This window comes from Mesorhizobium sp. M0491, from assembly GCF_040321265.1.
In the GTDB taxonomy this organism is placed as follows: domain Bacteria; phylum Pseudomonadota; class Alphaproteobacteria; order Rhizobiales; family Rhizobiaceae; genus Mesorhizobium.
In genome coordinates, this window is record NZ_JAMYRE010000026.1 from 36155 (window position 1) to 62080 (window position 25926).

At 61.6% G+C, this 25926-nt stretch carries 30 protein-coding genes and 1 other RNA gene; 22 read left to right on the forward strand and 9 right to left on the reverse strand.

Features of this window, described 5'->3' with window-relative positions; all coding sequences use genetic code 11:
- The first annotated feature begins 35 nt into the window (after positions 1-35).
- From NKI69_RS27900 to NKI69_RS27955, 12 genes are all read left to right on the forward strand, one after another.
- Positions 36-1286, forward strand: coding sequence for an NAD(P)/FAD-dependent oxidoreductase (locus NKI69_RS27900; protein WP_352722974.1), 1251 nt, complete (start codon positions 36-38; stop codon positions 1284-1286).
- A 31-nt stretch (positions 1287-1317) separates the two neighbouring features.
- Positions 1318-2319 carry a 4-hydroxyproline epimerase gene (locus NKI69_RS27905; protein WP_352722975.1) on the forward strand — a complete coding sequence of 334 codons (1002 nt, stop codon included), beginning with the start codon at positions 1318-1320 and terminating at the stop codon, positions 2317-2319.
- 334 nt (positions 2320-2653) lie between these two features.
- A complete protein-coding gene (locus NKI69_RS27910; RefSeq protein ID WP_013529092.1) occupies positions 2654-3556 on the forward strand; it encodes a branched-chain amino acid ABC transporter permease in 903 nt (300 codons plus the stop codon).
- Between the two features lie 4 nt (positions 3557-3560).
- The gene (gene livM, locus NKI69_RS27915; RefSeq protein WP_023811802.1) at positions 3561-5156 is read left to right on the forward strand and encodes a high-affinity branched-chain amino acid ABC transporter permease LivM; all 1596 of its coding nucleotides are present in this window, start codon (positions 3561-3563) and stop codon (positions 5154-5156) included.
- Positions 5156-6724 carry an ATP-binding cassette domain-containing protein gene (locus tag NKI69_RS27920; protein ID WP_352722976.1) on the forward strand — a complete coding sequence of 523 codons (1569 nt, stop codon included), beginning with the start codon at positions 5156-5158 and terminating at the stop codon, positions 6722-6724. Before livM ends, NKI69_RS27920 begins: the two co-directional genes overlap by 1 nt.
- The gene (locus tag NKI69_RS27925; protein WP_127296224.1) at positions 6724-7452 is read left to right on the forward strand and encodes an ABC transporter ATP-binding protein; all 729 of its coding nucleotides are present in this window, start codon (positions 6724-6726) and stop codon (positions 7450-7452) included. Before NKI69_RS27920 ends, NKI69_RS27925 begins: the two co-directional genes overlap by 1 nt.
- Before the next feature lie 111 nt (positions 7453-7563).
- A complete protein-coding gene (locus NKI69_RS27930) occupies positions 7564-7911 on the forward strand; it encodes a DUF6867 family protein (protein WP_023811804.1) in 348 nt (115 codons plus the stop codon).
- A 137-nt stretch (positions 7912-8048) separates the two neighbouring features.
- On the forward strand, positions 8049-9167 hold the full coding sequence (locus NKI69_RS27935; protein WP_023811805.1) for a branched-chain amino acid ABC transporter substrate-binding protein: 1119 nt from the start codon (positions 8049-8051) through the stop codon (positions 9165-9167).
- 285 nt (positions 9168-9452) lie between these two features.
- Positions 9453-12911, forward strand: coding sequence for a pyruvate carboxylase (pyc, locus tag NKI69_RS27940; protein WP_352722977.1), 3459 nt, complete (start codon positions 9453-9455; stop codon positions 12909-12911).
- A 155-nt stretch (positions 12912-13066) separates the two neighbouring features.
- Positions 13067-13327: a DUF2312 domain-containing protein gene (locus NKI69_RS27945; RefSeq protein ID WP_013529099.1), complete on the forward strand. Its 261-nt coding sequence runs from the start codon at positions 13067-13069 to the stop codon at positions 13325-13327.
- A 50-nt stretch (positions 13328-13377) separates the two neighbouring features.
- Positions 13378-13818 (forward strand): hypothetical protein, encoded by a 441-nt coding sequence (locus NKI69_RS27950; protein WP_127296220.1) that lies wholly within the window; start codon positions 13378-13380, stop codon positions 13816-13818.
- A gap of 7 nt (positions 13819-13825) precedes the next feature.
- Positions 13826-14137, forward strand: coding sequence for a hypothetical protein (locus tag NKI69_RS27955; protein WP_127296219.1), 312 nt, complete (start codon positions 13826-13828; stop codon positions 14135-14137).
- A gap of 83 nt (positions 14138-14220) precedes the next feature.
- On the opposite strand, the gene msrB is transcribed toward NKI69_RS27955, so the two are convergent.
- From msrB to NKI69_RS27980, 5 genes are all read right to left on the reverse strand, one after another.
- Complete coding sequence (msrB, locus tag NKI69_RS27960) at positions 14221-14625, reverse strand: peptide-methionine (R)-S-oxide reductase MsrB (protein WP_127270383.1); 405 nt, start codon at positions 14623-14625, stop codon at positions 14221-14223.
- Between the two features lie 197 nt (positions 14626-14822).
- Positions 14823-15620, reverse strand: coding sequence for an MBL fold metallo-hydrolase (locus tag NKI69_RS27965; RefSeq protein ID WP_352722978.1), 798 nt, complete (start codon positions 15618-15620; stop codon positions 14823-14825).
- Positions 15621-15639: 19 nt separating this feature from the next.
- Positions 15640-16830 (reverse strand): vWA domain-containing protein, encoded by a 1191-nt coding sequence (locus NKI69_RS27970; protein ID WP_352611383.1) that lies wholly within the window; start codon positions 16828-16830, stop codon positions 15640-15642.
- Between the two features lie 7 nt (positions 16831-16837).
- Positions 16838-17284 (reverse strand): GNAT family N-acetyltransferase, encoded by a 447-nt coding sequence (locus NKI69_RS27975; protein ID WP_352611384.1) that lies wholly within the window; start codon positions 17282-17284, stop codon positions 16838-16840.
- An 85-nt stretch (positions 17285-17369) separates the two neighbouring features.
- Positions 17370-18209, reverse strand: coding sequence for an AAA family ATPase (locus tag NKI69_RS27980; protein WP_023811813.1), 840 nt, complete (start codon positions 18207-18209; stop codon positions 17370-17372).
- Between the two features lie 148 nt (positions 18210-18357).
- Here NKI69_RS27980 and ssrS point away from each other — a divergent pair.
- The 6 genes from ssrS (at position 18358) to NKI69_RS28010 (ending at position 21568) form a co-directional block, all read left to right on the forward strand.
- Positions 18358-18513: non-coding RNA, 6S RNA (gene ssrS, locus NKI69_RS27985), on the forward strand.
- 96 nt (positions 18514-18609) lie between these two features.
- Positions 18610-19197, forward strand: a complete 588-nt coding sequence (locus tag NKI69_RS27990) for a 5-formyltetrahydrofolate cyclo-ligase (protein WP_023811814.1) — start codon at positions 18610-18612, stop codon at positions 19195-19197.
- 69 nt (positions 19198-19266) lie between these two features.
- Positions 19267-20091: a TIGR00282 family metallophosphoesterase gene (locus tag NKI69_RS27995; protein ID WP_023811815.1), complete on the forward strand. Its 825-nt coding sequence runs from the start codon at positions 19267-19269 to the stop codon at positions 20089-20091.
- Between the two features lie 74 nt (positions 20092-20165).
- Complete coding sequence (locus NKI69_RS28000) at positions 20166-20933, forward strand: TerC family protein (protein WP_031213449.1); 768 nt, start codon at positions 20166-20168, stop codon at positions 20931-20933.
- Positions 20934-21012: 79 nt separating this feature from the next.
- Complete coding sequence (locus tag NKI69_RS28005; RefSeq protein WP_352722979.1) at positions 21013-21300, forward strand: BrnT family toxin; 288 nt, start codon at positions 21013-21015, stop codon at positions 21298-21300.
- A complete protein-coding gene (locus NKI69_RS28010; protein ID WP_023811818.1) occupies positions 21281-21568 on the forward strand; it encodes a BrnA antitoxin family protein in 288 nt (95 codons plus the stop codon). Before NKI69_RS28005 ends, NKI69_RS28010 begins: the two co-directional genes overlap by 20 nt.
- 6 nt (positions 21569-21574) lie before the next feature.
- Here NKI69_RS28010 and NKI69_RS28015 read toward each other — a convergent pair whose 3' ends face one another.
- The 4 genes from NKI69_RS28015 to NKI69_RS28030 are packed head-to-tail and all read right to left on the reverse strand — an operon-like array spanning position 21575 to position 23405.
- A complete protein-coding gene (locus NKI69_RS28015; protein ID WP_352629170.1) occupies positions 21575-22042 on the reverse strand; it encodes an SRPBCC family protein in 468 nt (155 codons plus the stop codon).
- A 26-nt stretch (positions 22043-22068) separates the two neighbouring features.
- A complete protein-coding gene (locus tag NKI69_RS28020; RefSeq protein ID WP_023811820.1) occupies positions 22069-22431 on the reverse strand; it encodes a glyoxalase/bleomycin resistance/dioxygenase family protein in 363 nt (120 codons plus the stop codon).
- Positions 22432-22484: 53 nt separating this feature from the next.
- The gene (locus NKI69_RS28025; protein WP_023811821.1) at positions 22485-22877 is read right to left on the reverse strand and encodes a VOC family protein; all 393 of its coding nucleotides are present in this window, start codon (positions 22875-22877) and stop codon (positions 22485-22487) included.
- Between the two features lie 45 nt (positions 22878-22922).
- Positions 22923-23405, reverse strand: coding sequence for an SRPBCC domain-containing protein (locus tag NKI69_RS28030; RefSeq protein WP_023811822.1), 483 nt, complete (start codon positions 23403-23405; stop codon positions 22923-22925).
- Positions 23406-23457: 52 nt separating this feature from the next.
- On the opposite strand from NKI69_RS28030, the gene NKI69_RS28035 reads away from it, so the two are divergent.
- The 4 genes from NKI69_RS28035 (at position 23458) to NKI69_RS28050 (ending at position 25921) form a co-directional block, all read left to right on the forward strand.
- Positions 23458-23781, forward strand: a complete 324-nt coding sequence (locus NKI69_RS28035; RefSeq protein WP_023811823.1) for an ArsR/SmtB family transcription factor — start codon at positions 23458-23460, stop codon at positions 23779-23781.
- Between the two features lie 207 nt (positions 23782-23988).
- Entirely contained in the window at positions 23989-24738 is a 750-nt protein-coding gene (locus tag NKI69_RS28040; RefSeq protein ID WP_352722980.1) for a YebC/PmpR family DNA-binding transcriptional regulator, read from the forward strand.
- A 104-nt stretch (positions 24739-24842) separates the two neighbouring features.
- On the forward strand, positions 24843-25628 hold the full coding sequence (locus NKI69_RS28045; RefSeq protein WP_031213452.1) for an RDD family protein: 786 nt from the start codon (positions 24843-24845) through the stop codon (positions 25626-25628).
- Positions 25625-25921 carry an Rdx family protein gene (locus tag NKI69_RS28050; RefSeq protein WP_023811826.1) on the forward strand — a complete coding sequence of 99 codons (297 nt, stop codon included), beginning with the start codon at positions 25625-25627 and terminating at the stop codon, positions 25919-25921. Before NKI69_RS28045 ends, NKI69_RS28050 begins: the two co-directional genes overlap by 4 nt.
- The last annotated feature ends 5 nt before the right edge of the window (positions 25922-25926 follow it).

The window sequence follows — 25926 nt, forward strand, 5'->3', positions numbered from 1 at the left end:
AGACTGGGACATGCATGCAGGGGTGACGTACAAAGATGAATAGCGATGTTCCAATCGACATCGCCATCATCGGTGGCGGCATCATCGGCATCTGTGCCGCTGCGTCTCTCGCCGAGGCCGGACGCAGGGTCACCGTCTTCGACCGCACCGGCATTTGCGAGGAGACGAGCTCCGGCAATGCCGCCGCCTTCGCCTTCTCCGACGTGCTGCCGCTGGCCCACAAGGGCATGATCCGGCAGCTGCCGAAATGGCTGGCCGATCCGCTTGGCCCGCTCAGCATTCCGCCCGCCTATCTGCCGAAGCTTCTGCCCTGGCTGACCCGCTTCTGGCGCGCCGGTGCGCCGGGAAAATACGAGGCGAGCCTTGCTGCTCAGGCGGGCATGATGAAGCTCGCCGAAGCGGAGTGGATGGGCCTGCTCGATCGCTCCGGCACGCGGTCGATGCTGCGCGAAGATGGCTCGCTCGAGCTCTATGAAAGCGAAGCCGAATTTCAGGCCGGGCTGCCCGGCTGGGCGGCGCGTGAGCGTTTCGGCATCGGTTTCCGCCATGTCGAGGGCGAGGAACTGGCCGCCTTGCAGCCGGGGCTGTCGCCGCGCTTCATCAAAGGCACGTTCGTGCCGGGATGGAAGACGGTCGCCGACCCGAAACTGCTGGGCAAGGCGGTGTGGGCCTATGCGCAGGCCAAGGGCGCCCGCTTTGAGCTGGCCCGGATCAGCCAAGTCGCGGCGGATCAGGATGGTGCGACGCTGACGTTGGCAGACGGCACCACAAGGCAGGCGCGACAACTTGTCGTCGCCGCCGGCGCATGGTCGCATCTGCTGGCGCGGCAGCTCGGCGATCGCATTCCGCTGGAGACCGAGCGCGGCTACAACACGACGTTGCCGACGAGTGCCTTCGACGTGAAGCGGATGCTGATCTTCTCCGGCCATGGTTTCGTCGTCACGCCGCTCGAAACGGGCCTGCGTGTCGGTGGCGCCGTTGAACTCGGCGGCATCGAGCGGCCGCCCAATTATGCCAGGTCGAAGGCGCTGCTGCAGAAGGCGCAAAAATTCCTGCCGGGGCTCGATCCCTTGGGTGGGCGCGAATGGATGGGGTTCCGTCCCTCGCTGCCGGATTCATTGCCCGCCATCGGCGGCGCGCCGGGAAGGCGGTCGGTGGTCTATGCCTTCGGTCATGGCCATCTCGGCCTGACCCAGGCGGCGGCCACCGGACGGTTGATCAGGGATCTTGTCCTGGGGCAGACTCCACCGATCGATCTGGCCCCCTTCAGTCCGCAGCGATTTTGATATTTTCGGGTTTTGATTTTCGAGGAGCGTCATGGCCAAGAAATCCTTCTTCTGCATAGACGGCCACACCTGCGGCAATCCGGTGCGGCTGGTCGCTGGCGGCGGCCCGCTGCTGCAGGGCGCGACGATGATGGAGCGGCGTGCGCATTTTCTGGCCGAGTATGACTGGATACGCACCGGGCTGATGTTCGAGCCGCGCGGCCACGACGTGATGTCCGGTTCGATCCTCTATCCGCCGACGCGCGAGGATTGCGACATCGCCATCCTGTTCATTGAAACCTCCGGCTGCCTGCCGATGTGCGGTCATGGCACCATCGGTACGGTGACGATGGCCATCGAGCACGGACTGATCAAGCCGAAGACGCCGGGCGTGCTTCGGCTCGACACGCCGGCCGGCCTTGTCATCGCCGAATACAAACAGGTCGGCGACTATGTCGAGGAGGTGCGCATCACCAATGTGCCGTCCTTCCTCCATGCCGAAGGGCTGACGGTCGAATGCCCTGGGCTCGGCGAAATCACCGTCGATGTCGCCTATGGCGGCAACTTCTACGCCATCGTCGAATCACAGAAGAACTATCGCGACATGGCCGATTATTCGGCGGGCGACTTCATCGCCTGGAGCCCGGTGGTGCGCCAGCGACTCAACGACAAATATTCCTTCGTCCATCCCGAAAACCCCGGCATCAACCGGCTGTCGCACATGCTGTGGACCGGTGCGCCGACGGTGGATGGCGCGGATGCCCGCAATGCCGTGTTCTACGGCGACAAGGCGATCGACCGCTCGCCCTGCGGCACCGGCACCTCGGCGCGCATGGCGCAGCTTCATGCCAAGGGCAGACTCAAGGCCGGCGACAGCTTCGTCCATGAATCGATCATCGGTTCGCTGTTCAAGGGCAAAGTCGAAAAGGATGTCAGCGTGGCCGGCAAGCCGGCCATCATCCCCTCGATCGGCGGCTGGGCGCGGATGACCGGACTGAACACCATCTTCATCGACGACCGCGACCCGTTCGCTCACGGATTTGTTGTCAAGTGATGGGGATCCTGACCTTGCGGAAAGCGACGGCTTAAAAAATGGATCGTGCCAAAAACGCAAGGATTCCTTTCATCGCCTAATTTTGACGGTGATTTCTTCGAAACGGAGCGCATGATGCGGTCGAATCGTCAAAGACATTGCGTTATGCCAATGGTAGGGTCCGCGATAGTCCAGGGGTCGGATGATGGAAAACGGGCAATCGGACAGCGTGCTTCGAAAACACGCATGACGATTGAAAAATGACGTTGCAATCCGGGCTCGAAACTTTACGACTAGGGGAAATACGAAAAGGAATGCGTCTGCATGGGCGACATTCCAGGGGAGCCATGTACACATGCAGTACTTTGTCCAGCAGCTTATCAACGGGCTGACGCTGGGATCGATCTATGGGTTGATCGCGATCGGCTACACGATGGTCTACGGCATCATCGGCATGATCAATTTCGCCCATGGCGACATCTTCATGGTGGGTGCCTTCACGGCACTGATCGTCTTCCTCGCCCTTGGCGCGCTGTTCTATTCGGTGCCGGTTGTGCTGGCGCTGCTGATCATGATGATCGTGGCGATGCTGCTCACCAGCCTCTATAACTGGACGATCGAAAAGGTCGCCTACCGGCCGTTGCGCGGTTCGTTCCGACTGGCCCCGCTGATCACTGCCATCGGCATGTCGATCGCGCTGTCGAACTTCGTCCAGGTGACGCAGGGTCCACGCAACAAGCCGATCCCGCCGATGGTCAGCCAGGTTTACAACATCAACGGCATCAGCGTGTCGCTGAAGCAGATCATCATCGTCGTCGTCACGGCGCTGCTGCTGGCGCTGTTCTGGTATCTGGTCAACAAGACCTCGCTCGGGCGAGCGCAACGGGCCTGTGAGCAGGACCGCAAGATGGCGGCGCTGCTCGGCATCGATGTCGACCGTACCATCTCGATCACCTTCATCATGGGTGCGGCCCTCGCCGCAGTCGCCGGCACTTTGTTCCTGATGTATTACGGCGTCATTGCCTTCTCGGATGGCTTCACGCCGGGCGTGAAGGCCTTCACGGCGGCGGTGCTGGGCGGCATTGGTTCGCTGCCTGGGGCGGTGGTCGGCGGGCTGATGATCGGCTTCATCGAGAGCATGTGGTCGGCCTATTTCTCGATCGACTACAAGGACGTCGCGGCGTTCTCGATCCTGGCCATCGTGCTGATCTTCCTGCCTTCCGGCATATTGGGCCGGCCAGAAGTCGAAAAGGTCTGAGACTATGGCCGTCACCGTATCTCCGGAGCGCGACACCGTCGCCACCCCCATGCAGCGCGCGTTGCGCGAGGCACTTTATGCCGCTGCCATATCGTTCGGCCTGTTCGTGCTGTTCATCGGCCTGAAGACCGGCCAGAACATTTCCAATGAACTGGTCCTGACGACACGCTGGGGCCTGCTTGCCGCCGTGGTGATCGCCACGGCTGTCGGGCGCTTCCTCTATGTCGCTTATGGCCAGCCCTTCCTCGCCAACCAGAAGATCACCGACGTCGCCACCGGCCTGCTGCCGGCCAGCGTGGCGTCACGCTTCTTCCAGTTGCCGGCCTTCATCGTGGCCTTGGTCGCGGCGGTGGTGTTGTTTGCGGTCAACAGCTCTCTCGTCGGATGGGTGGGAGCCGAGCCGGCGGGCTATCTGCAGTTCCTGCGCGCCCTGGCAGTCATCTATGTGCTGGCCTGCGTGATCTATTATTTCCGGGGCTTCATCCATGCTAACTTCACCAAACTCGGCATTGCCGCGCTGATCCTCTATCCGATCCTGGTAGTGGCGATCCTGTCGCTGATGTCCTGGTCGTTCGTCGGCGGTCTGCAAGGTTCGCTGAAATGGGTCGACAATTTCGGCATCCAGATCCTGATCTATGTGATGCTGGCCTGGGGCCTGAACATTGTCGTCGGCCTCGCCGGCCTGCTCGACCTCGGTTATGTCGCTTTCTACGCGGTCGGCGCCTATGCCTATGCGCTGCTCGGCACGCAATACGGCCTGTCGTTCTGGATCCTTTTGCCGGCCGCCGGCGCCATGGCCGCCTTCTGGGGCGTGCTGCTCGGTTTTCCGGTGCTGCGCCTGCGTGGCGACTATCTGGCGATCGTCACCTTGGCTTTCGGTGAGATCATCCGCCTGGTCCTGATCAACTGGCGTGAGGTCACCAACGGTTCGGCCGGTATTTCCGGCATTCCGAAGGTCACCTTCTTCGGCCTGATGACCTTCAACGTGTCGGACCCCAATTACATCGCCAAGGTGCTGCATCTCGCGACATCGAGCGCCTACTACAAGATCTTCCTCTATTACCTGATCCTGGCGCTGGCGCTGCTGACAGCCTTCGTTACCATCCGGCTGCGGCGCATGCCGGTCGGCCGTGCCTGGGAAGCGTTGCGGGAGGACGAGATCGCCTGCCGTTCGCTCGGCATCAACACCACCACTACGAAGCTTACAGCCTTTGCCACGGGTGCGATGTTCGGCGGCTTCGCCGGCGCGTTCTTCGCCGCGCGGCAGGGCTTCGTCAGCCCGGAATCCTTCGTCTTCCTGGAATCGGCCATCATCCTGGCCATCGTCGTTCTCGGTGGCATGGGCTCGCTGGTCGGCATCGCGGTCGCCGCAATGGTGATGATCGGAGGTACCGAGGCGTTGCGCGAACTCGACTTCCTCAAGCAGGTCTTCGGACCGGACTTCACACCGGAACTCTACCGCATGCTTCTGTTCGGCATGGCCATGGTCATCGTCATGCTGTGGAAGCCGCGCGGCTTCGTCGGCAGTCGTGAACCAACCGCCTTCCTCAAGGAGCGAAAGGCTGTCTCAAGCTCCTTCACCAAGGAGGGACACGGCTGATGAATGCGAACCCTGTTCAGAAAGCCACTTCGGGCACGAACGACGCTATCCTGCAGGTCGATCATCTGTCGATGAAGTTCGGTGGTCTGGTGGCCATCGGCGATCTGTCTTTCGCCGCCAAGCGCGGCGAGATCACCGCGCTGATCGGCCCCAATGGCGCCGGCAAGACCACGGTGTTCAACTGCATCACCGGCTTCTACAAGCCCTCGGAAGGCATGATCACGCTCAACCGGAACGATGGTTCGACCTTCCTACTCGAGCGGCTGCCCAACCATGAAATCCCGGCGCGCGCCAAGGTGGCGCGCACCTTCCAGAACATCCGCCTGTTCTCCGGCATGACCCTGCTGGAGAACCTGCTGGTCGCCCAGCACAACAAACTGATGAAGGCATCGGGCTACACGGTGCTTGGCCTGTTCGGCTTCAGCGGCTATCGCAAGGCCTCGGCCGAATCGGTGGAGCTCGCCAAGCATTGGCTGGAAAAGGCCGATCTTGTCGACCGTGCCGACGACCCGGCCGGCGACCTGCCCTATGGCGCGCAGCGCCGTCTCGAAATCGCTCGCGCCATGTGCACGGGACCCGAGCTTCTGTGCCTCGATGAACCGGCGGCCGGCCTCAATCCGAAGGAATCGGCGGCGCTCAACGAGCTGCTGATCGACATCAAGAACACATCTGGCACCTCGATCCTGTTGATCGAGCACGACATGTCGGTGGTCATGCAAATCTCCGACCATGTCGTGGTGCTGGAGTATGGCCGCAAGATTTCCGACGGCAGCCCGCAGTCCGTGCGCACAGATCCGCGCGTCATCGCCGCCTATCTCGGCGTCGACGACGAAGAAGTCGAAGCCGTCCTTACCGAAGTCGGCGACGAAGATGTCATTGAACAGCTGGATACAGGGCCGGATGCCGCGCATGGTCCGGGAACATCGTCGTCCTATCTCGCCGGGCCGGTGACCGACACGGTCGGCCACAGTTCGGGCGAGCGGGTTACGGTGGCCAAGGGAGCGTCAAAGGCCGGTCAGGTCGACGCCAGGTCGCTCGCCGCGGCAAACAAGGCAGCCTCGCTGGCAGCCGTACCGGCGGCGAAGGCAAAGCCTGCTCCGAAAGCGGCTTCAAAGGCGGCAACCGGCACGGCGGCGAAGTCGACCGCGTCGGCCAAGCCGGCAGTCAAGGCCACGGCGAAGGCTGGAGAGATCTCCAATCGGCTGGCGGCGCCTCGCGGCGGCAAGGCCGATAATTTGACCCGCATCAAGGGCATCGGTACGGTCAACGAGAAGAAGCTCAACGATCACGGCATCTTCCACTTCGACCAGATCGGCGCCTGGAAAAAGGCCGACGTCGAGGCCGCCGAAGCCTATCTCGCCTTTGACGGACGTATCGCGCGCGAGGAATGGGTCAAACAGGCCAGGTTGCTCGGCCAAGGCAAGGACACGGAATTCTCGCGCCGCGTCGATGCGGGCAAGGTGGCGACAAGCCATGCTTCCGCAAAGACTGCAAAGGCAGCCTCCGGAAAGACCGCGAGCAAGACCGCTGCCAAGCCCGTGGCGGGCAAGCGTGGAGGGGGCAAGTGATGGCCGCGACAACGCTGCTCGATATCAAGGGCGTGCAGACTTACTACGGCAACATCCGAGCCTTGAACGGCGTCGATGTCACTGTGAAGGAAGGTGAGATCGTGGCGCTGATCGGTGCCAATGGCGCCGGCAAGTCGACGCTGATGATGACCATTTTCGGCGCGCCGCGGGCTCGCGCCGGCACCATCACCTTTGCCGGCACCGACATAACCCAGATGCCGACGCACGAGATCGCGCGCATGCGCATTGCCCAGTCGCCCGAGGGCCGGCGGATCTTTCCGCGCATGACGGTGATGGAAAACCTGCAGATGGGCGCCAGCCTCGACAACCTCAAGCATTATGACGAGGACGTCGAGAAGGTGTTCACGCTGTTCCCGCGTTTGAAAGAGCGCATCACCCAGCGCGGCGGCACGCTGTCGGGCGGTGAGCAGCAGATGCTGTCGATCGGACGCGCGCTGATGGCACGACCGAAGCTGCTTTTGCTCGACGAGCCGTCGCTGGGTCTCGCGCCGCTGATCGTCAAGCAGATCTTCGACGCCATCCGCGAACTGAACCGCACCCAGGGGCTGACCGTGTTCCTGGTCGAGCAGAACGCCTTCGGCGCGCTCAAGCTCGCCACGCGCGGCTACGTCATGGTCAACGGCAATGTGACGATGAGCGGCACCGGCAAGGAGCTGCTCGCCAATCCGGAAGTGCGCGCCGCCTATCTCGAAGGCGGACACCACTGAGTTCGGAGCGGAATGCGTGCATTCGCCATTCCGCTCCAGATTGTTTGTTTGTCGCATGATCTTGTCCGGAAAGTCCGCAACTTTTCGGGATCATGCTAAGGAGACTTCACCATGCAGGGCATTCTTTACGAGGAACCCTCGATCTGGCAGTTCTTCTTCGTCACCTGTCTGCTCGGCGGCTGGGCGGCGTGGATGACCGGCAAGGCCAGTGCTCAGACGTGGCGCAGCTTCATCCAGCTGTTCGCCTATATGCTGGGCCTCGGCATCGCGATCCGCTTCATCCATCACGCGCTGTTCGGCGGCACCATGTTCTCGCTGCACTATTATGTCGTCGACACCATCGTGCTGATGATCCTCGGCTTCGTCGGCTATCAATACACGCGCACCAACCAGATGGTGACACAGTATAATTGGCTCTACGAAAGAGCTTCACTCTTGAGCTGGAAACCGAAAGGCTGACGTTCATCATTAACGCCGTCTCGAAATTGAATCGGCGTGACAAGTGCCTGAAAATCGGCAAACTATGCTTTCTGCGATAAGGGTGGGCATCGCATGAAAGCTTCATCCACGCCCACTCCGTAAATGGGAGCGTTTAAATGAAAAAGTCACTTTTGTCCGCCGTCGCCCTGACCGCGCTGGTCGCGTTCGGCGGCAACGCGTGGGCTGACGTCATGTTCGGCGTCGCCGGTCCGATCACCGGTCCGAACGCGGCCTTCGGCGCACAGCTTCAGAAGGGTGCGGAAGCGGCCGTCGCCGACATCAATGCCAAGGGCGGCATCAACGGCGAGCAGATCAAGCTCGAAGTCGGCGACGACGTCTCCGATCCGAAGCAGGGCATCTCGGTTGCGAACAAGTTCGTCGGCGACGGCGTCAAGTTCGTGGTCGGCCACTTCAACTCGGGCGTTTCGATTCCGGCTTCGGAAGTCTATGCGGAAAACGGCATTGTCGAAGTGACGCCGGCCGCGACCAACCCGCAGTTCACCGAGCGCGGCCTGTGGAATGTGTTCCGCACCTGCGGACGCGATGACCAGCAGGGTAGCATTGCCGGTGCTTATCTCGCCGCGAACTTCAAGGACGCCAAGATCGCCGTCATCCACGACAAGACCACCTATGGCCAGGGTCTTGCCGACGAAACCAAGAAGGCAATGAATGCCAAGGGCCTGACGGAAGTCATGTATGAAGGCATCAATGTCGGCGACAAGGACTTCTCGGCGCTGATCGCCAAGATGAAGGAAGCCGGCGTTTCGATCATCTACTGGGGCGGCCTGCACACCGAAGCAGGCCTGATCATCCGCCAGGCGGCCGACCAGGGCCTCAAGGCGACACTGATTTCCGGCGACGGCATCGTGTCGAACGAACTGGCTTCGATCGCGGGCGACGCTGTTGCAGGCACGCTCAACACGTTCGGTCCGGATCCGCGCCTGATCCCCGCCAACAAGGAACTCGTCGAGAAGTTCCGCGCGCAGGGTTTCGAACCGGAAGCCTATACGCTCTACTCCTACGCCGCAGTACAGGCTATCGCCGAGGCAGCGACCGCTGCCAAGTCGAACGACCCGCAGGCAGTTGCCAAGGCGCTGCATGAAAACGGCCCGTTCAAGACCGTGCTCGGCGATCTGTCCTATGACGCCAAGGGCGACCCGACGCTGCCCGGCTACGTGATGTACGAATGGAAGAAGGGCGACGACGGCAAGTACACCTACATCCAGAAGATGTAAGCCCCGTCAGTCTCCAGACCGTTTGCGGATGCCCGGCGCCTCGCGCCGGGCATTTTCTTTTGCCATTCAGGGGGCGACCGATGGAGCCGGGTCCCTTAGCCGGGAATGATCGTGCGTCACGGCAGAGCCGGCGCTTTTTCTGGCTGTTTGGATGAATGCGATGGCCTCTGGCGCAATGATTCCATTTCAATCGGTTTAAATGCGCGTCAAATTTGTTTGCACTGCAGCATTTTCACGCTAATCATTGCGCCGATTTCTCTTCCTTCCGTTGCTGGAGCCCAGTCCTTGGCCATCACGAAGATCCTCGTCGCCAACCGGTCCGAAATCGCCATTCGCGTCTTTCGCGCGGCCAACGAACTCGGCCTCAAAACCGTGGCGATCTGGGCCGAAGAAGACAAATACTCCCTGCATCGCTTCAAGGCCGACGAGAGCTACCAGGTCGGGCGCGGACCGCATCTGACCCGGGACATGGGGCCGATCGAAAGCTATCTGTCGATCGAGGAGGTGATCCGCGTCGCCAGGCTGTCGGGTGCCGATGCTATTCATCCCGGCTACGGCCTGTTGTCGGAAAGTCCCGAATTCGCCGACGCCTGTGCCGAAGCCGGCATTACCTTCATCGGGCCGAAGCCGGACACAATGCGGCGGCTCGGCAACAAGGTCGCGGCGCGCAATCTCGCCATCGAGGTCGGGGTGCCGGTGATCCCCGCCACCGATCCGTTGCCGGATGACATGGAGGCGGTCAAGAAACTGGCCAAGGGAATCGGCTATCCCGTGATGCTGAAGGCATCATGGGGTGGCGGCGGCCGCGGCATGCGCGCCATCCGCGCCGAAGCCGACCTTGCCCGTGAAGTCACCGAAGGCAAGCGTGAGGCGAAAGCCGCCTTCGGCAAGGACGAGGTCTATCTCGAAAAGCTGATCGAACGCGCGCGCCATGTCGAGGTGCAGGTGCTGGGCGACACCCATGGCAATGCGGTGCACCTGTTCGAGCGCGACTGTTCGATCCAGCGCCGCAACCAGAAGGTCGTCGAGCGGGCGCCGGCGCCCTATCTCGAAATGTCGCAGCGCGAGGAGCTTTGCGGCCATGCGCTGAAGATCGCCCGCGAGACCAGTTATATCGGCGCCGGCACGGTCGAGTTCCTGCAGGATGCCGACACCGGCAAATTCTATTTCATCGAGGTCAACCCGCGCATCCAGGTCGAGCACACCGTCACCGAGCAGGTGACCGGCATCGATATCGTCAAGGCGCAGATCCATATCCTCGACGGCTTTGCCATCGGCACACCGGAATCAGGCGTGCCGGCGCAGAAGGACATAAGGCTGAACGGCCACGCGCTGCAGTGCCGCATCACCACGGAAGACCCCGAGCACAATTTCATCCCCGATTACGGACGCATTACCGCCTATCGCGGCGCAACAGGCTTCGGCATCCGCCTCGATGGCGGCACCGCCTATTCGGGCGCTGTCATCACCCGCTTCTACGATCCGCTGCTGGAGAAGGTGACGGCGTGGGCGCCGACGCCGGCCGAGACGATCGCCCGCATGAACCGGGCGCTGCGCGAGTTCCGCATCCGCGGCGTCGCCACCAATCTGACCTTCCTCGAAGCGATCATCAACCACCCGAGCTTCGCCGACAATTCCTACACGACCAAGTTCATCGACACGACGCCGGAACTGTTCCAGCAGGTCAAGCGCCAGGACCGCGCCACCAAGCTCATCAACTATCTCGCCGACGTCAGCGTCAACGGCCATCCCGAGACGCGCGGCCGGCCGCAGCCGAAGGCCGATGCGGCCGCACCCGTGGTGCCTTACCTCAACGGCAATGTGCCCGGCGGCAGCAAGCAGAAGCTGGATGTGCTCGGGCCGGAGAAGTTCGCCGCCTGGATGCGCGATCAGAGGCAAGTGCTGGTCACGGACACGACGATGCGCGATGGCCACCAGTCGTTGCTCGCCACGCGTGTGCGAACGCATGACATTGCCGGCATCGCCGGTACCTATGCGCGTGCCTTGCCGCAGCTTCTATCGCTGGAATGCTGGGGCGGCGCCACCTTCGATGTCGCCATGCGCTTCCTCACCGAGGATCCGTGGGAGCGGCTGTCGCTGGTGCGCGAGGCGGCGCCCAATCTGCTGTTGCAGATGCTACTGCGCGGCGCCAATGGCGTCGGCTACACCAACTATCCCGACAATGTCGTGCAGCATTTCGTCAAGCAGGCAGCAAGCGGGGGCATCGACCTGTTCCGGGTCTTCGATTGCCTGAACTGGGTCGACAATATGCGCGTCGCCATGGATGCGGTCGGCGCCGAGGGTAAGCTGATCGAAGCGGCGATCTGCTACACCGGCGACATCCTCGATCCGGCGCGGGCGAAATACGACCTCAAATACTATGTCGGCCTGGCCAAGGAATTGCAGGCGGCCGGCGCCCACATCATTGCTGTCAAGGACATGGCCGGACTGCTGAAGCCGGCGGCGGCACGCGTGCTGTTCAAGGCGCTGCGCGAGGCGACCGACCTGCCGATCCATTTCCACACCCACGACACGTCGGGCCTGTCGGCGGCGACGGTGCTGGCGGCGGTGGAAAGCGGCGTCGACGCCATAGACGCGGCGATGGATGCTTTCTCCGGCAACACCTCGCAGCCATGCCTTGGCTCGCTCGTCGAGGCGCTGAAGGGCACAGAACGCGACCCCGGTCTCGACCCGCAATGGATCAGGAAAATCTCGTTCTACTGGGAAGCGGTGCGCAACCAGTACGCCGCCTTTGAAAGCGACCTCAAGGGGCCAGCTTCGGAAGTCTATCTGCACGAGATGCCGGGCGGGCAGTTCACCAATTTGAAGGAACAGGCGCGCTCGCTCGGACTGGAGACGCGCTGGCACGAGGTGGCGCAGACCTATCACGACGTCAATCTGATGTTCGGCGACATCGTCAAGGTGACGCCGTCCTCCAAGGTCGTCGGCGACATGGCATTGATGATGGTCAGCCAGGATCTCACCGTTGCCGATGTCGAAAACCCGGACAAGGATATCGCATTCCCGGATTCGGTCGTCTCGATGCTGCGCGGCGACCTTGGCCAGTCGCCAGGCGGGTGGCCGGCGGCGCTGCAGGGGAAGGCGCTGAAGGGCGACAAGCCGATCACGGTGCGGCCCGGCTCACTGCTCAAGCCAGCCGACCTAAAGGCCAACCGCAAGGAAATCGAGGAGAAGCTCGAGCGCAAGCTATCGGAGTTCGAATTCGCCTCGTGGCTGATGTATCCAAAGGTGTTTACGGATTTCGCCGGAGCGCAGGAAACCTATGGGCCGGTCAGCGTCCTGCCGACGCCGACCTATTTCTACGGCATGAAGCCGGAAGACGAGATCTTCGTCGACATCGAGAAGGGCAAGACGCTGGTGGTCCGATGCCTTGCCATCGGCGATGTCGACGAAAAGGGCATGGTCACCGTGTTCTTCGAGCTCAACGGCCAGCCGCGTCGTGTCAAGGTGCCCGACCGGGCGCATGGCGCGTCCGCCGCCAAAGCCCGCCGCAAGGCCGAACCCGGCAACGAGGCGCATGTCGGCGCACCGATGCCGGGCGTCGTCTCGGCGCTTTCGGTGGCTGCCGGCCAGGCTGTGAAGGCCGGTGACGTGCTGCTTTCCATCGAAGCGATGAAGATGGAGACGGCGCTGCATGCCGAGCGCGACGGCACCGTTGCCGAGGTGCTGGTCAAGGCGGGCGACCAGATCGATGCCAAGGATCTGCTGATCGCTTTCAATTAGAGTTCGCAAAACGGACCGGTTGTCGGCTTCTGGCGGCAGCCCGCGTGGCTTGGTCGATAACGGCTTGACCCGCCGCCGCCGGTCGGGCATCGAACCGGCTCAAATTTTGCCGCAGTCGTCCGCGAGTCGCGGAGCCGATGCTTTTGGAGAAAAATATGGCCGACGATATCACCGATACCAGCCAGACTGTTGCCGCCGGCCAGCTGCGTGCCTTCATCGAGCGCATAGAGCGGCTCGAGGAAGAGAAGAAAACCATTTCTGACGATATCAAGGAAGTGTTCGCCGAGGCCAAGGGCACTGGGTTCGACACCAAGGCGATGCGCACGATCATCCGGCTGCGCAAGAAGGACCAGGCCGAGCGGCAGGAAGAGGAAACCATCCTCGATCTGTATAAGGCCGCACTCGGCATGGTGTAAGATCAGCCGGCCCCGGCACCGACACGGTTGCCGGAGATACGGTTTAAGCCATGAGCGAATTCGACTTCGGCGCCCGCCGCGCCTCTGAATTCCGCCAGCGCGGCTTCTGGACGCTGTTCGCTGAGCGGCATCCGGAAGAAAGGGCTCTGATGGCGCGGCGCGGACCCTGGTTCTGGCAGCGCGGGCTGCCCGACTTCGCCTTGGTCCTTTCCATGTATGTCGCGCCGGCGCAGAATCAGGTCGGCGTCTTCTTCGGTCGCAACGAGAAGTTCGGCGCCACGCAAGCCTGGTCGCGGCTGAAGCCGTTTCAGCGTGAAATCGAAGACAGGCTGAAGCTCAGGCCGGAACAGAGTTGCGAGGGCCTCGGCATCAATTCGATGTGGCGGGTGAACTGCTATGCCGAGGACAACTGGCCAGCCATGGCCGACTGGCTGGTGACCGAATGTTCGCGCTTCGAGCGTGCGGTAACCGAAGTCCTGGGGCAGGGATAGATATCCGGTGTTGCCAGAAGGTATCGGCTCCTTTTTCCGCTCACGCTGGCAAGGCCAGGTGCCGCTCGACCGGCTGTTCTGGCGCGACCTTGTCCTCGTCGGCACCGCGGTCAGCATCGTCGCATCGGTGCTGGCGCTCGTCTTGCTCGGATTGAAGTTGCCGCTCGGGCTTGTGCTGGCAGTGCATTTCGCGTCGGTGCCCTACAGCCTGTTCCTGACCTTGGCGGTGTGGCGGACCACCGAAAAGATTCCCGGGGCCAAGGCCTGGATGATGACGCTGGGCGCCACGCTGTGGCTGGTGGCGATGATCGTGGTCTGATCGTCTGCCCAGAGGGGGGCGACGGATATTTAAACGAAAAGGGCGACAGATGCCGCCCTTTCATAGTGTCGAACCCGGATGGCTCAGGCCGAGGGCTCGAATTTCAGCGCCACGCCGTTGATGCAATAGCGCAGGCCGGTCGGCGGCGGGCCGTCCTCGAAGACATGGCCGAGATGGCTGCCGCAGCGGGCGCAATGGCATTCGGTGCGAACCATGCCGTAGCTGCGGTCGACGGTGTTTTCGACCGAGCCCGGCACCGGGTCGTTGAAGCTCGGCCAGCCGGTGCCGCTCTCGAACTTCAGCTTGGATTCGAACAAAGGCTGGTCGCAGCCGGCGCAGGAAAAGGTGCCGGCGCGCTTCTCGTAGAGCAAAGCGCAGCTTCCCGGCCGCTCGGTGCCGTGACCGCGCATGACGGCATACTGCTCGGGCGTCAGCCGGGCGCGCCATTCGGCGTCGGTGCGAGTTACAGGGTAGGTGTGGGTGTCCATGTGATCTCCTCAGCCTTGCCGGCTCGCTCCTACAGCGCCGCGCGTCCATCGGACGCGCAAGGGACGCTGTAGCACTTTGGTTTTGCGCATGATCCTTTCCGAACCGGAGGCTCGGGGTCATGCGCGGATTGCAACCTCATATTCGCACCAAGATAGGCATTTGTTACGGCATTTTCCCGCATTTTCGATCGTGACCTTCATGCGATCGCCGCCAGATAGCGATCGACCGAAGCAGCCAACGCCGCTTTTGCGCCTCCGATGACATTCTGGTTCCACCACGCGCCGTAGATATGCTCGAATGCGAATGGCTCCAGCGCCGCCGCGATGCGGCGCACGGCCGCTGCATTGAGCGGAATGTAGTTCGGATAACTGTACATGAAGCTGACATGGCGGCGCGTCGGCGTCACCTGCAGGATATCGCCGGCCAGCAAGACGTCGCCGCCATCGCGTTTCCAGTGCAGCACCTGACCGCCGGCAAAGTGGCCACCGCAGCGGATGAGCGTCAGCGAAGGGTTTATGGCCAGCGTCTCGCCTTCCCAGCTGACGATCGCCTTGTGCGGCCGCATGATCCACTGGCGGTCATCGGCGTGGAGATAGATCGGCACGCCGCCAAACGCCTCGCTCCAACAGACCATCACCGAATAATAATGGCAGTGCGAGATGGCGATCGCCGCCAGGCCGCCGCGGCGGTTGATCTCGGCCACCGCCTCGTCGCTGACCATCGAAACGCAGTCCCACAGCACGTTGCCGTGTGGCGTCTGTGCCAGCAGCGCCCGCTGGCCGATGGCGAAGCGCGGCTCGATGCCGAAGGCGAGAACGCCGGCATCATCCTTCATCACAAGCCGATGCCCTTCAGCAAGTTCCTCCGGCGTGATCCACGCCTGCCCTTCCCAGCGCACATATTGGCGCTCGTCCTCGCAGATCGGGCAATGTCTTGGCGGCGTCTCTGTCGCCGCGAACTGGACGCCGCATTGCAGGCAGAGAAAGCAGGTCATCGGATCTCCTGTCAGTCTTTCAGTGTTTTCTTGAAAGCTGCCTGGTCGCGCCCTCAAGCCCGGCCAAAGTCAGCGGGAACATGCGGCCGCCGAAGATGTCGCGGATCATCGCAGTCGAATGGGTGTAGCCCCAGTTCTTGGGGTCTTCGGGGTTCAGCCATACCGCGTTCGGCCATTGCTGCAGCAGACGGCCGAGCCAGACACTGCCTGCCTCCGGATTCCAGTGCTCGACCGAACCGCCGGGATGAGCGATCTCGTAAGGGCTCATCGAGGCGTCACCGACGACGATCACCTTGTAGTCCGGGCCATATTTGTGGAGGAGGTCGAAGGTCGGAATCACCTCGGCATGCCTGCGGCGATTATCCTTCCACACACCCTCATAGAGGCAGTTGTGGAAATAGAAATATTCGAGCTGGCGGAATTCGGCGCGGGCGGCCGAGAACAGCTCCTCGACGCTCTTGATGTGGTCGTCCATCGAGCCGCCGACATCGAAGAACATCAAAAGCTTCACCGCGTTGCGCCGTTCGGGCCGCGTCTGCACGTCGAGATAGCCATGTTCGGCGGTGGCGTGGATGGTGCCGGGCAGGTCGAATTCCTCCTCGGCGCCTTCGCGCACCCAGCGACGCAAGCGCTTCAGCGCGATCTTGATGTTGCGGGTGCCGAGTTCGACGGCATCATCGAAATTCCTGAACTCACGTCTGTCCCACACCTTCACCGCGCGGCGGTTGCGGCTTTCATGCTGGCCGATACGCACACCTTCGGGATTGTAGCCATAGGCGCCGAAGGGCGAGGTGCCGCCGGTGCCGATCCATTTCGAGCCGCCCTGGTGGCGGCCTTTTTGCTCGTCCAGCCGCTGCTTCAAGGTCTCCATCAATTTCTCGAAACCGCCCAGCGCCTCGACCAGTTTTTTCTCTTCGTCGGTCAGGTGCTTTTCGGCGATGCGGCGCAACCATTCCTCGGGAATGTCAGCGACATCGACGGCATCCGGCCCGCCCAGCGCTTCGATGCCCTTGAAGACATGCGCAAACACCTGGTCGAAGCGGTCGATATGGCGCTCGTCCTTCACCAGCACCGCACGGGCGAGGTAATAAAAACCTTCGACGTCGTAGTCGACCAGCCCGGCTTCCAGTCCCTCCAGCAGCGACAGATATTCCCTGAGCGAAACGGGAACACGCGCGGCCTTCAGTTCGAGGAAGAAGGGGATGAACATTGTCTATCTACAGCAGATCATACTCGATGAAGCCGGTGCGGCGCGCGACATGGTCGTAGAGTTTGCGCGCGGTGGTGTTGGTTTCGTGCGTCATCCAGTAAACGTTCTTGACGCCGATTTTCGCGGCTTCTTGTCTTACTGCCTCGATCAGCGCAGCACCAATGCCCTTGCCGCGCACGTCAGGGTCGGCGAACAGATCCTGCAGATAGCAGTTGTTTTTTTCCGACCAGCCTGAGCGGTGGTAGAGATAGTGGGTGAGGCCAACCGCCTTGCTGTCCAGCGTGGCGATGAAGCCTTTCGGCTCGAACTCACCCTCGGTGAACAGCCGCTTCCAGGTGATGGCGTAGACCTCTTCCGGCAGCTTCGTCTCATAGAAGGTGAGGTAGTCGGTCCACAGCCGCCGCCAATCGGCGCGGTCGGACTGCGCGAGCGGGCGGACGATAATCTCAGCCATGTCATCTCCTCTGAAGGTTTGGCCGAGGCTGCCTGCCTGTTCGGCTGCTGGCAACGGTCCACAGAAGCGAAAGCGCTGCTGCTACCTATTGCTGCCTTCGTGCCATGAACGCCAGCCGCTCGAACAAATGCACGTCCTGCTCGTTCTTCAGCAATGCGCCATGCAACTTGGGCAGGGCGTTCTTCGGATCGGCGCGCAGATCTTCCGGCGCGATGTCGTCGGCGACCAGCAGCCTTATCCAGTCGAGCGCCTCGGAGGTCGACGGCTTCTTCTTCAAGCCGGGCACGTCGCGGATTTCGTAGAACTGGGTCAGCGCCGCGCGCACCAGGTTCTGCTTGATGCCGGGATAGTGGACATCGACGATTCTATGCAGCGTGTCGACGTCGGGAAAGCGGATGTAGTGGAAGAAGCAGCGGCGCAGGAACGCGTCCGGCAACTCCTTCTCGTTGTTGGAGGTGATGATGACGATCGGCCTGACGGCGGCGCGGATGGTTTCGCCGGTCTCGTAGACGAAGAACTCCATCCGATCGAGTTCCTGCAGGAGGTCGTTGGGGAATTCGATGTCGGCCTTGTCGATCTCGTCGATCAAAAGCACGACCTTCCTGCCGGCGGCGAACGCCTCCCAGAGCTTGCCGCGCTTGATGTAGTTCCTGATGTCGTTGAAGCGCTCGTCACCAAGCTGGCTGTCGCGCAGGCGCGAGACGGCGTCATATTCGTAAAGGCCCTGCTGCGCCCTGGTGGTCGACTTGACGTGCCATTCGATGAGGTCGAGGCCAAGTGCTGACGCCACCTGGCGGGCCAGCTCCGTCTTGCCGGTGCCTGGCTCGCCCTTGACCAGCAAGGGCCGCTCCAGCGCGATCGCCGCGTTGACGGCCACCATCAGATCCTTGTCGGCGACATAGGCCGCCGTGCCTTCGAAACGCATTCTTGCTCCTCGGTTGATCATGGCAACCGTAAGGACGCGGCTCACCCTGTGCAAGGGTGCGCCGGCCGCGACGAATGGGCTTGAACCCTGATGGAAACATATGCCCGTCTCACTGGCGCTTAGCCGGCCGGCAGCCTATATTGGGCGGGACGGTCTGTGCTTCCCGGCAGGAGAACATTTTCCCCGGGGCCTTAACGATCCTTAGGGAGCTGTCCCTGGGAAGACCCGTGGGTTTTCTCACACGGCGCCCACCTACTTTGTAGGTTCCCGGGATCGCTCTCTCCACCGGTTGTGTGGATCGTCACTTATTGCCACGCGTCCCGCATTTCGGTGGATGATTGCGGTGGAAAACGTCGCTCCCAAAACTCCATCCAGATCTGACCTTTTCTAGCCTGGCTGAATGACCTCTCTCAAAGACCTGAAAAAGCAGCTTCGCCGTGAGGCCCTCGGACGCCGCGATGCGCTCGATGAATTCTGGCGGGTGGAGGTCGCGCTTGAAATGGCCGAGACGGCACGCGATCTCCTCCACGTCGAGCCGGGCCAGATCGTTTCCGGCTTCTGGCCGATGCGTTCCGAAGTCGACGTTCGGCCGTTGATGTTTGCCTTGCGTGAAAAGGGCGCGCGGCTTTGCCTGCCGGCCATTCTCGACAAGACCACCATCGTCTTTCGCGAACTGGTGCGCGGCGCGCCGATGGTCGAGATGGGTTTCGGCACGGTCGGCCCTCACGAGGAAGCCGAGGTGCTCGACCCCTCTGTGATGCTGGTGCCGCTCGCCGCTTTCGATGCGCGCGGCCATCGCATCGGCTATGGTGCCGGCTATTACGACCGCGCCATCGCCAAGCTGATCGACAAGGGACAGCCGCCGCGGCTGGTCGGCATCGCCTTCGACTGCCAGGAGGTGGCAATGGTGCCGGATGAGGAACATGACGTCGTCATTCCGGAAATACTGACCGAGAGCGGGTTGCGCCGCTTCGCGCCAAAATTGTAGATAAGTACAAGGGACGCATGATCTTCACTGGCGTCATGCAGCTTTCGCTGACCTTCGGTGCGGGATCATATGAGACTTCTCTTCCTCGGTGACATGGTTGGAAAGACAGGACGGACGGCGGTGTGGGAACAACTGCCCGGCCTGATCTCCGACTTCAAACTCGATTTCGTCATCGTCAATGGCGAGAACGCCGCGGGCGGCTTCGGCATCACCGAAGATATCTTTCGCGAGACGATCGCCGCTGGTGCTGATGTCGTCACCACCGGCAACCATGTCTGGGACCAACGCGACGCGCTCGCCTTCGCGCCGCGCGAAGAGCGCTTCCTGCGTCCCTCCAACTTTCCCAAGGGCACGCCCGGGCGCGGCTCCGGTGTCTATATCGCCAGGAGCGGCGCGCGCGTGCTGGTCGCCAACATCATGGGCCGGGTGTTCATGCATCCCGAGCTCGACGATCCGTTCCAGGCCGGCGAACGCGAGCTTGCCGCCTGTCCGCTCGGCGAGCAGGCGGATGCCGTGATTATCGACTTCCACGCCGAGGCGACCTCGGAAAAGATGTGCTTCGCGCATTTCGTCGACGGCCGCGCCAGCCTCGTCGTCGGCACCCACACCCACCAGCCGACCGGCGATCACCAGGTCCTCAACGGCGGCACCGGTTATATGTCCGACGCCGGCATGTGCGGGGACTACGATTCCTCGCTCGGCATGGACAAGGAGGAGCCGCTCAACCGGTTCCTGTCGAAGGTGCCGAAAGGCCGCTTCGAGGCGGCGACCGGACCGGCGACCTTGTGCGGCGTTGGCGTCGATATTTCCGACCGCACAGGGCTGACCGAGCGGATCGCGCCGTTTCGTCGCGGGCCACGGCTGGAAGAAACCGCACCGTCCTTCTGGTCCTGACATTGATATAGGCACGCTTAGTACCTAACTGCCGGCGACACTGCTCTAGATCGTTAAAAGAGGGGACGACCTCCATGCAGCTCATCGAATTCCTGGCGCCGCATTTCCAATTCGTGTCCGACCCGACCGCCTGGGTCGCGCTGCTGACGCTGATTGTGCTCGAGGTCGTGCTCGGCATCGACAACCTGATCTTCATCTCGATCCTGACCAACAAGCTGCCGGAAGCACAACGGGCCCGTGCCCGCCGGCTCGGCATCTCGGCGGCGCTGATCATGCGGCTGGTGCTGCTGGCCACCATTTCGATCATCGTCCAGCTGACCACGCCGGTGTTCACGGCCTTCGGCCACGGTTTTTCCTGGCGCGACCTGATCCTGATTGCCGGCGGCCTGTTCCTGGTCTGGAAGGCGACCAAGGAGATCCATCACACGGTCGATCCCGACGACCACAAGGATACGATGATGGGCGAGACGCTGCAGATCAGCCTTGCCGGCGCGATCTTCCAGATCCTGCTGCTCGACCTGGTCTTCTCGATCGATTCGATCATCACCGCCGTCGGCATGACCGACGAGATCGCCATCATGTACATCGCCGTGATCGTGGCGGTGAGCGTGATGATGCTGGCGGCCGGGCCGCTGGCCAACTTCATCGCCAAGAACCCGAGCATTGTCATGCTGGCGCTGGGCTTCCTTCTGATGATCGGCATGACACTGATCGCAGACGGCATGGGCTACCATGTGCCCAAGGGCTACATCTATGCGGCGATGGGCTTTTCGGCATTGGTCGAGGGACTCAACATGCTGGCGCGGCGACGTAGGAAGGCGAAATCGGGTGGCGGGCACTGAGCTTGGGCTTGGGCGCATGCCGCGTTTGGATTGACTTTTACGGATTTGTACATACAATACTGTAGTCGATGGTGCTACTTTGCAGTTTGAATGGGATCCTGAAAAAGCGAGGCGCAATCTTGCCAAGCACGGCATCGCCTTTGATCTTGCACGAAAGGTGTTCGATGATCCGCTCCATGTCATCGTGCCTGACCGGTTTGAAGATGGTGAGCAACGATGGCACGCGATCGGGATGATTGAGGCTGTCGCGGTATTGCTGGTTGTGCATACCTACCCCGGTCGCGAAGATGAAGAACGGGTTCGGATCGTTGGTGCTCGGAAAGCGACAACGCATGAAAGGAAGCGCTATGAACAGGAAGGACCTTAGCCAGGATCTGCGCAATCAACTTGCCAAGCTGGCCGATTTGCCCGACAGCGAGATTGATACCTCGGACATTCCAGAAGCTCCGGCCGAGAACTGGATTCATGCTCGCCGTGGACATCTTTACCGACCACTCAAGCAGCCGGTCACCATTAGGCTCGATGCCGATGTGCTATCCTGGTTTAAGGAACATGTCGGAGGCGGTGGCTATCAAACCGAAATCAATCGCGTACTTCGCCATCATGTGACCGAACAGGAAAAGCGGCGAGGTTGATCCGATTTAGTTAGCCGGCACGCCCTTCGGGTGGCGGTCGCCGATCAGGCCGAGCGTCAGGCCCTGCTCAAGCCAGACCTTGGCGCCGGCCAGCACGAGCGTGAAGCCGCCGGTTGAGCCGATGGCTTCTTTTACCTGCTCGTCGCCATTGCCGGCAAAGCCGAAGTTGCGAACCTCGAGAAAGGTCGTACCGCCTGGCATTTCGGTGAAGCTCCAGACCACGGTGGTTGGCGGATCGCTCCATTGCATGACGATCTTTTCATTCGCGACGATCTCGCTGACGTCGATGGTCGTCGAGACACCGTACATGCGCCACTCCCAGAGGACTTGCTTGCCGCTGTCCAGCCGGCCGCTGCCATGGGTGAACCAGAATTTCGTGGTTGTGGCCGGATCGACGATGGCCTCGAATACATCGGCGACAGGCCGCCGGATCAGCATGCCGGCCGCGGCGGTTGGCTTTTCGCGGATGTCCATCGGATGCTCCTTTCGAGGCTTGGCGTTCACCAGGCGTCCGGTTCGCGCAGCATGTGGATGATGTTGGCGGGGTTGGTGATCCAGCCGCCGCGGAAGCCCTCGCCCAGTGGCTCGATGGCATCGCAACGCACAACGCCAGCCTTGGCTAAATGATCCGCAGCCATGGGGAAATCCTTGGTGAACAGCTCCAGCCACACTTCGGCGTGGCTCATCATCGGCGCCTTATCGATCCACAGGCGGTTGGGGCCAAGCTCGAAGCCGATGGCCGGTGCCTTGTCTGTAAAGGGCTTCAGGCCGACGACGTCGCGGTAGAAGGCGATCGTCGCCTCATACTGGTGCGGCGGCACCTTCATGGCGATGTTGATGCCGCCGGTGATTGTCGCGGTCATTGCTGGCTCCCTTGTCGTGTTCAGCTGTTGTTGGTCGCCCTTGCCCAGGCTGGTTATGCGAGATTGACCTGCCAGGAGACCCCGAACCTGTCGTTGAGCCATGCGAAACGGAAGCTGAAGCCGTAATTGTCGGGCGGCATCAGAAATCCACCGTCCTTGGCCAGTGTCTCGACAATCCGGTCCAGTTCGTCCTCGGCGGAACAGTCCACATACAGCGAGACCGACGGCGTGAAGGTGAAAGCGTGGTTGACGGGGGTATTGAAGATCATGACTTCCAGGCCGGCGATCGACACGCGCGCAAGCTTGACCGTGCCGTCCGGGCCGTCTTCGCCGGGGCCGTAGCGTGTGACGTCAAGGACGCTGCTGCCGGGAATGGTCTCGCAATAGAGGGTCATTGCCTCTTCGGCCTTGCCCTCGAACATCAGGAATGGCGTTACTTTCTTCATCGTTGACCTCCGTCTTGCTCCCTGGCGCTCAGATATGGGGGCCGCTCAGATATTGGTCTCGTTGGCGGGTTCGCCCTTCATCTCGCTGCGGTAGTAGCCGTCGCGCAAATTGATGCCGTACTCGACATAGGCCTTCATGCAGGCCAGCATCTGCGACCAGCCCTCGCAATTGAGGTAGGACTTCTTCAGGCCGACCGCGCCTTCCTGCCAACCGCTCTCGGCGATGGTGACGAAGGTGCCGCCATCGTCCAGCGGCTCGAAATTCATCTCGATGCGGGTCTTGTAGGCGGGTTTGCCGTCGGCGTCGGTGGCATCCCAGCGCAGCACGATGCGGCGGTCCTTGACCACTTCGTCGACCTCGACCGGCACCTTACCCCACCAGACAACGCCGGCGCCTGCCACCAGAGGCGCACTGGCGCCGCCGATCATGGTGAAATAGCCGCTCAGTTTCTTCGGATTGACGACCGCGTCGAATACGTCGGCGACCGGTTTGCCGATGCGTCCGGAAACACTGAATCCAAGTGACATATCCACAACTCCTTCCCTTGATCGGTTCGACAATATGTTATATAAACATAACATGTCAAGCCGATCGCAAGACGACAATGTTTTCAAGGCGCTGGCGCACCCGCGCCGGCGTGAAATACTGGACCAGCTGAAGGACGCGCCGAAGACGACCGGCATGCTGTGCGAGGCCTTTCCCGATATAGATCGCTGCACCGTCATGCTGCATCTCAAGGTGCTGGAGGAGGCCGACCTGATCGTTGCGCGGCGCGACGGCCGCGAGCGCTGGAACCATCTCAACGCGCTGCCGATCAAGCAGATCCACGACCGCTGGATCAGCCAGTATGCCGGGCATGCCCTCAGCATCATCGAGCGGCTGAAATCCGATCTGGAGGCGTGAACGCTTGCAGCAGCCCATGTCGCGCGTCCTGTGCACGGTGCGGCTGGACGAATTGTGCCGATTTATCTATAAGCCGGCCATTCCGACAGAGAACGCCGTGCTTCCACGGGGTGCACCTGGGACGCTCTGAAATTTTGAATTCGGGCATTGCGCAAGACGAGGTGAGATCACTTCGCTTCGGGATGCTCTAGCCGAGAAGACGACACCATGGCTGGCCATTCACAGTTCAAGAACATCATGCACCGCAAGGGCCGCCAGGATGCGGTGCGGTCTAAAATGTTTTCCAAGCTGGCGCGCGAAATCACCGTCGCCGCCAAGAGCGGGACGCCCGATCCATCGATGAATCCGCGCCTGCGGCTGGCTATCCAGAACGCCAAGGCGGTGTCGATGCCGAAGGACAACATCCAGCGTGCCGTCAACAAGGCCTCGATGGGCGATGCCGAGAGCTACGAAGCCGTGCGTTATGAGGGCTATGGCCCAGGCGGCGTCGCCGTCATCGTCGAAGCGCTGACCGACAACCGCAACCGTTCGGCCTCGAATGTGCGCGCCGCCTTCACCAAGGCCGGTGGGGCAATGGGCGAAACCGGCTCGGTGTCGTTCATGTGGGACCGTGCCGGCGAAATCTATTATCCGGCATCGGCCGGCAGCGCCGACAAGATCATGGATGCGGCGATCGAAGCCGGTGCCGATGACGTTGAAACCGACGAGGAAGGCCACACGATCTATTGTGGCTTCGAGAATGTCGGCGAAGTGTCGAAGGCGCTGGAAGCCTCGCTCGGCGAGGCGGAATCGGTGAAGCTGATCTGGAAGCCGCAAAACAATGTTCCGGTCGACGAGGACCGGGCACAGTCGCTGATGAAGCTGGTTGCCACGCTCGAGGACGACGACGACGTGCAGAGCGTCTACGCCAACTTTGAAGTCGACGACGAGACCATGGCCAAGCTCAGCGCGGCATGAGACTGCAAGGTGGTGGCCAACGGCGCTACAGGCGGGTAGCATGGCCTCGCTGCTTGAGACTTCCGCCAAAGGTGTAGCGCAGTCAGTTGTCGGCGAGAGGGAAGATGACTGACGAAGGCGTTGAACTTGCAGTGACCTGGCCTCGTCCAGGCGGCCTTTGGCGACGGCTTTTCGCTTCGCTTATCGACTACCTTGTCATCTTCGTCGCTCTTTATGCACTGGTTGCGGCCTTGTTTCTGATGACCAACGGCGGAGTGAAGGGCAGCTTCTGGCTGAACTGGAAAACCTGCCAGTCCGCCAGTCTGAAAGGAACAGACGATCCTATACTTTCCCGCTACGATTGGCAGGTTTGTGCAACATCCTTCTTCGGTTTTCCGGTGGCCAGATGGGCAGCCGGTACGAGCACGGACGCTCAATCGAAGGCAGTATCGACCCTTTCGATAGACCTAGATTCAAACGGAAATTTTCGAACTGCGGCACTGGATCTAGGCTTCCTCCAGGTGCTGGTCCTGGCGACCTATCTTCTTGTGATGGAGGGGGCCTTCAGCCGGTCGCTTGGCAAAGGGGTCTTGGCCCTCTTCGTCCATGACGAGCTGAATTGGCATAGGGAAGGCCTCGCTTTGCAAAAAACTGTTTGTCGGCAGGTGGTAAAATTCCTGGGCTATCTGCCCGCCACGCTGGTCGGAGCTTTCTTTGCTTTCCAGACCTGGAAAACCGTTCCGGCGCCCGTGCTGAACTATTCCCGACTGGAAATCGTAATCGCCTTTACGGCGTCTGCCCTAGCTTTTCTCTGGCCATGTTGGATCGCGCTGACCGTCGCACTCGGCAACGAGCCAATACATGACCGAGTTGCAGGCACGACCGTGCGCGTTCTGGAGGCGGACCAATGAACGCGTCAGGGAAGCATTGCGTCGTCATCACCTACTGCACGCAGTGCCAGTGGCTGCTGCGTGCCGGCTGGATGGCGCAGGAACTGCTGTCGACCTTCGGCACCGATCTGGGCGAGGTGACGCTGGTGCCCGGCACCGGCGGCATCTTCACCATTTCCTGCAATGATGTGCTTGTCTGGGATCGCAAGCGCGACGGCGGTTTTCCAGACGCGGCCAAACTGAAGCAACTCGTCCGTGATGTCATCGACCCGGACCGCGATCTCGGCCATTCCGATCGGAAGACAAAGGCGTAGAGGCC

Bases quoted from the DNA above. Each gene is read 5' to 3' on its own strand.
- NKI69_RS27900 (WP_352722974.1), top strand. From the start codon at position 36: ATGAATAGCGATGTTCCAATCGACATCGCCATCATCGGTGGCGGCATC.
- NKI69_RS27905 (WP_352722975.1), top strand. From the start codon at position 1,318: ATGGCCAAGAAATCCTTCTTCTGCATAGACGGCCACACCTGCGGCAAT.
- NKI69_RS27910 (WP_013529092.1), top strand. From the start codon at position 2,654: ATGCAGTACTTTGTCCAGCAGCTTATCAACGGGCTGACGCTGGGATCG.
- livM (WP_023811802.1), top strand. From the start codon at position 3,561: ATGGCCGTCACCGTATCTCCGGAGCGCGACACCGTCGCCACCCCCATG.
- NKI69_RS27920 (WP_352722976.1), top strand. From the start codon at position 5,156: ATGAATGCGAACCCTGTTCAGAAAGCCACTTCGGGCACGAACGACGCT.
- NKI69_RS27925 (WP_127296224.1), top strand. From the start codon at position 6,724: ATGGCCGCGACAACGCTGCTCGATATCAAGGGCGTGCAGACTTACTAC.
- NKI69_RS27930 (WP_023811804.1), top strand. From the start codon at position 7,564: ATGCAGGGCATTCTTTACGAGGAACCCTCGATCTGGCAGTTCTTCTTC.
- NKI69_RS27935 (WP_023811805.1), top strand. From the start codon at position 8,049: ATGAAAAAGTCACTTTTGTCCGCCGTCGCCCTGACCGCGCTGGTCGCG.
- NKI69_RS27945 (WP_013529099.1), top strand. From the start codon at position 13,067: ATGGCCGACGATATCACCGATACCAGCCAGACTGTTGCCGCCGGCCAG.
- NKI69_RS27950 (WP_127296220.1), top strand. From the start codon at position 13,378: ATGAGCGAATTCGACTTCGGCGCCCGCCGCGCCTCTGAATTCCGCCAG.
- msrB (WP_127270383.1), bottom strand. From the start codon at position 14,625: ATGGACACCCACACCTACCCTGTAACTCGCACCGACGCCGAATGGCGC.
- NKI69_RS27965 (WP_352722978.1), bottom strand. From the start codon at position 15,620: ATGACCTGCTTTCTCTGCCTGCAATGCGGCGTCCAGTTCGCGGCGACA.
- NKI69_RS27970 (WP_352611383.1), bottom strand. From the start codon at position 16,830: ATGTTCATCCCCTTCTTCCTCGAACTGAAGGCCGCGCGTGTTCCCGTT.
- NKI69_RS27975 (WP_352611384.1), bottom strand. From the start codon at position 17,284: ATGGCTGAGATTATCGTCCGCCCGCTCGCGCAGTCCGACCGCGCCGAT.
- NKI69_RS27980 (WP_023811813.1), bottom strand. From the start codon at position 18,209: ATGCGTTTCGAAGGCACGGCGGCCTATGTCGCCGACAAGGATCTGATG.
- NKI69_RS27990 (WP_023811814.1), top strand. From the start codon at position 18,610: ATGACCTCTCTCAAAGACCTGAAAAAGCAGCTTCGCCGTGAGGCCCTC.
- NKI69_RS27995 (WP_023811815.1), top strand. From the start codon at position 19,267: ATGAGACTTCTCTTCCTCGGTGACATGGTTGGAAAGACAGGACGGACG.
- NKI69_RS28000 (WP_031213449.1), top strand. From the start codon at position 20,166: ATGCAGCTCATCGAATTCCTGGCGCCGCATTTCCAATTCGTGTCCGAC.
- NKI69_RS28010 (WP_023811818.1), top strand. From the start codon at position 21,281: ATGAACAGGAAGGACCTTAGCCAGGATCTGCGCAATCAACTTGCCAAG.
- NKI69_RS28015 (WP_352629170.1), bottom strand. From the start codon at position 22,042: ATGGACATCCGCGAAAAGCCAACCGCCGCGGCCGGCATGCTGATCCGG.
- NKI69_RS28020 (WP_023811820.1), bottom strand. From the start codon at position 22,431: ATGACCGCGACAATCACCGGCGGCATCAACATCGCCATGAAGGTGCCG.
- NKI69_RS28025 (WP_023811821.1), bottom strand. From the start codon at position 22,877: ATGAAGAAAGTAACGCCATTCCTGATGTTCGAGGGCAAGGCCGAAGAG.
- NKI69_RS28030 (WP_023811822.1), bottom strand. From the start codon at position 23,405: ATGTCACTTGGATTCAGTGTTTCCGGACGCATCGGCAAACCGGTCGCC.
- NKI69_RS28035 (WP_023811823.1), top strand. From the start codon at position 23,458: ATGTCAAGCCGATCGCAAGACGACAATGTTTTCAAGGCGCTGGCGCAC.
- NKI69_RS28040 (WP_352722980.1), top strand. From the start codon at position 23,989: ATGGCTGGCCATTCACAGTTCAAGAACATCATGCACCGCAAGGGCCGC.
- NKI69_RS28045 (WP_031213452.1), top strand. From the start codon at position 24,843: ATGACTGACGAAGGCGTTGAACTTGCAGTGACCTGGCCTCGTCCAGGC.
- NKI69_RS28050 (WP_023811826.1), top strand. From the start codon at position 25,625: ATGAACGCGTCAGGGAAGCATTGCGTCGTCATCACCTACTGCACGCAG.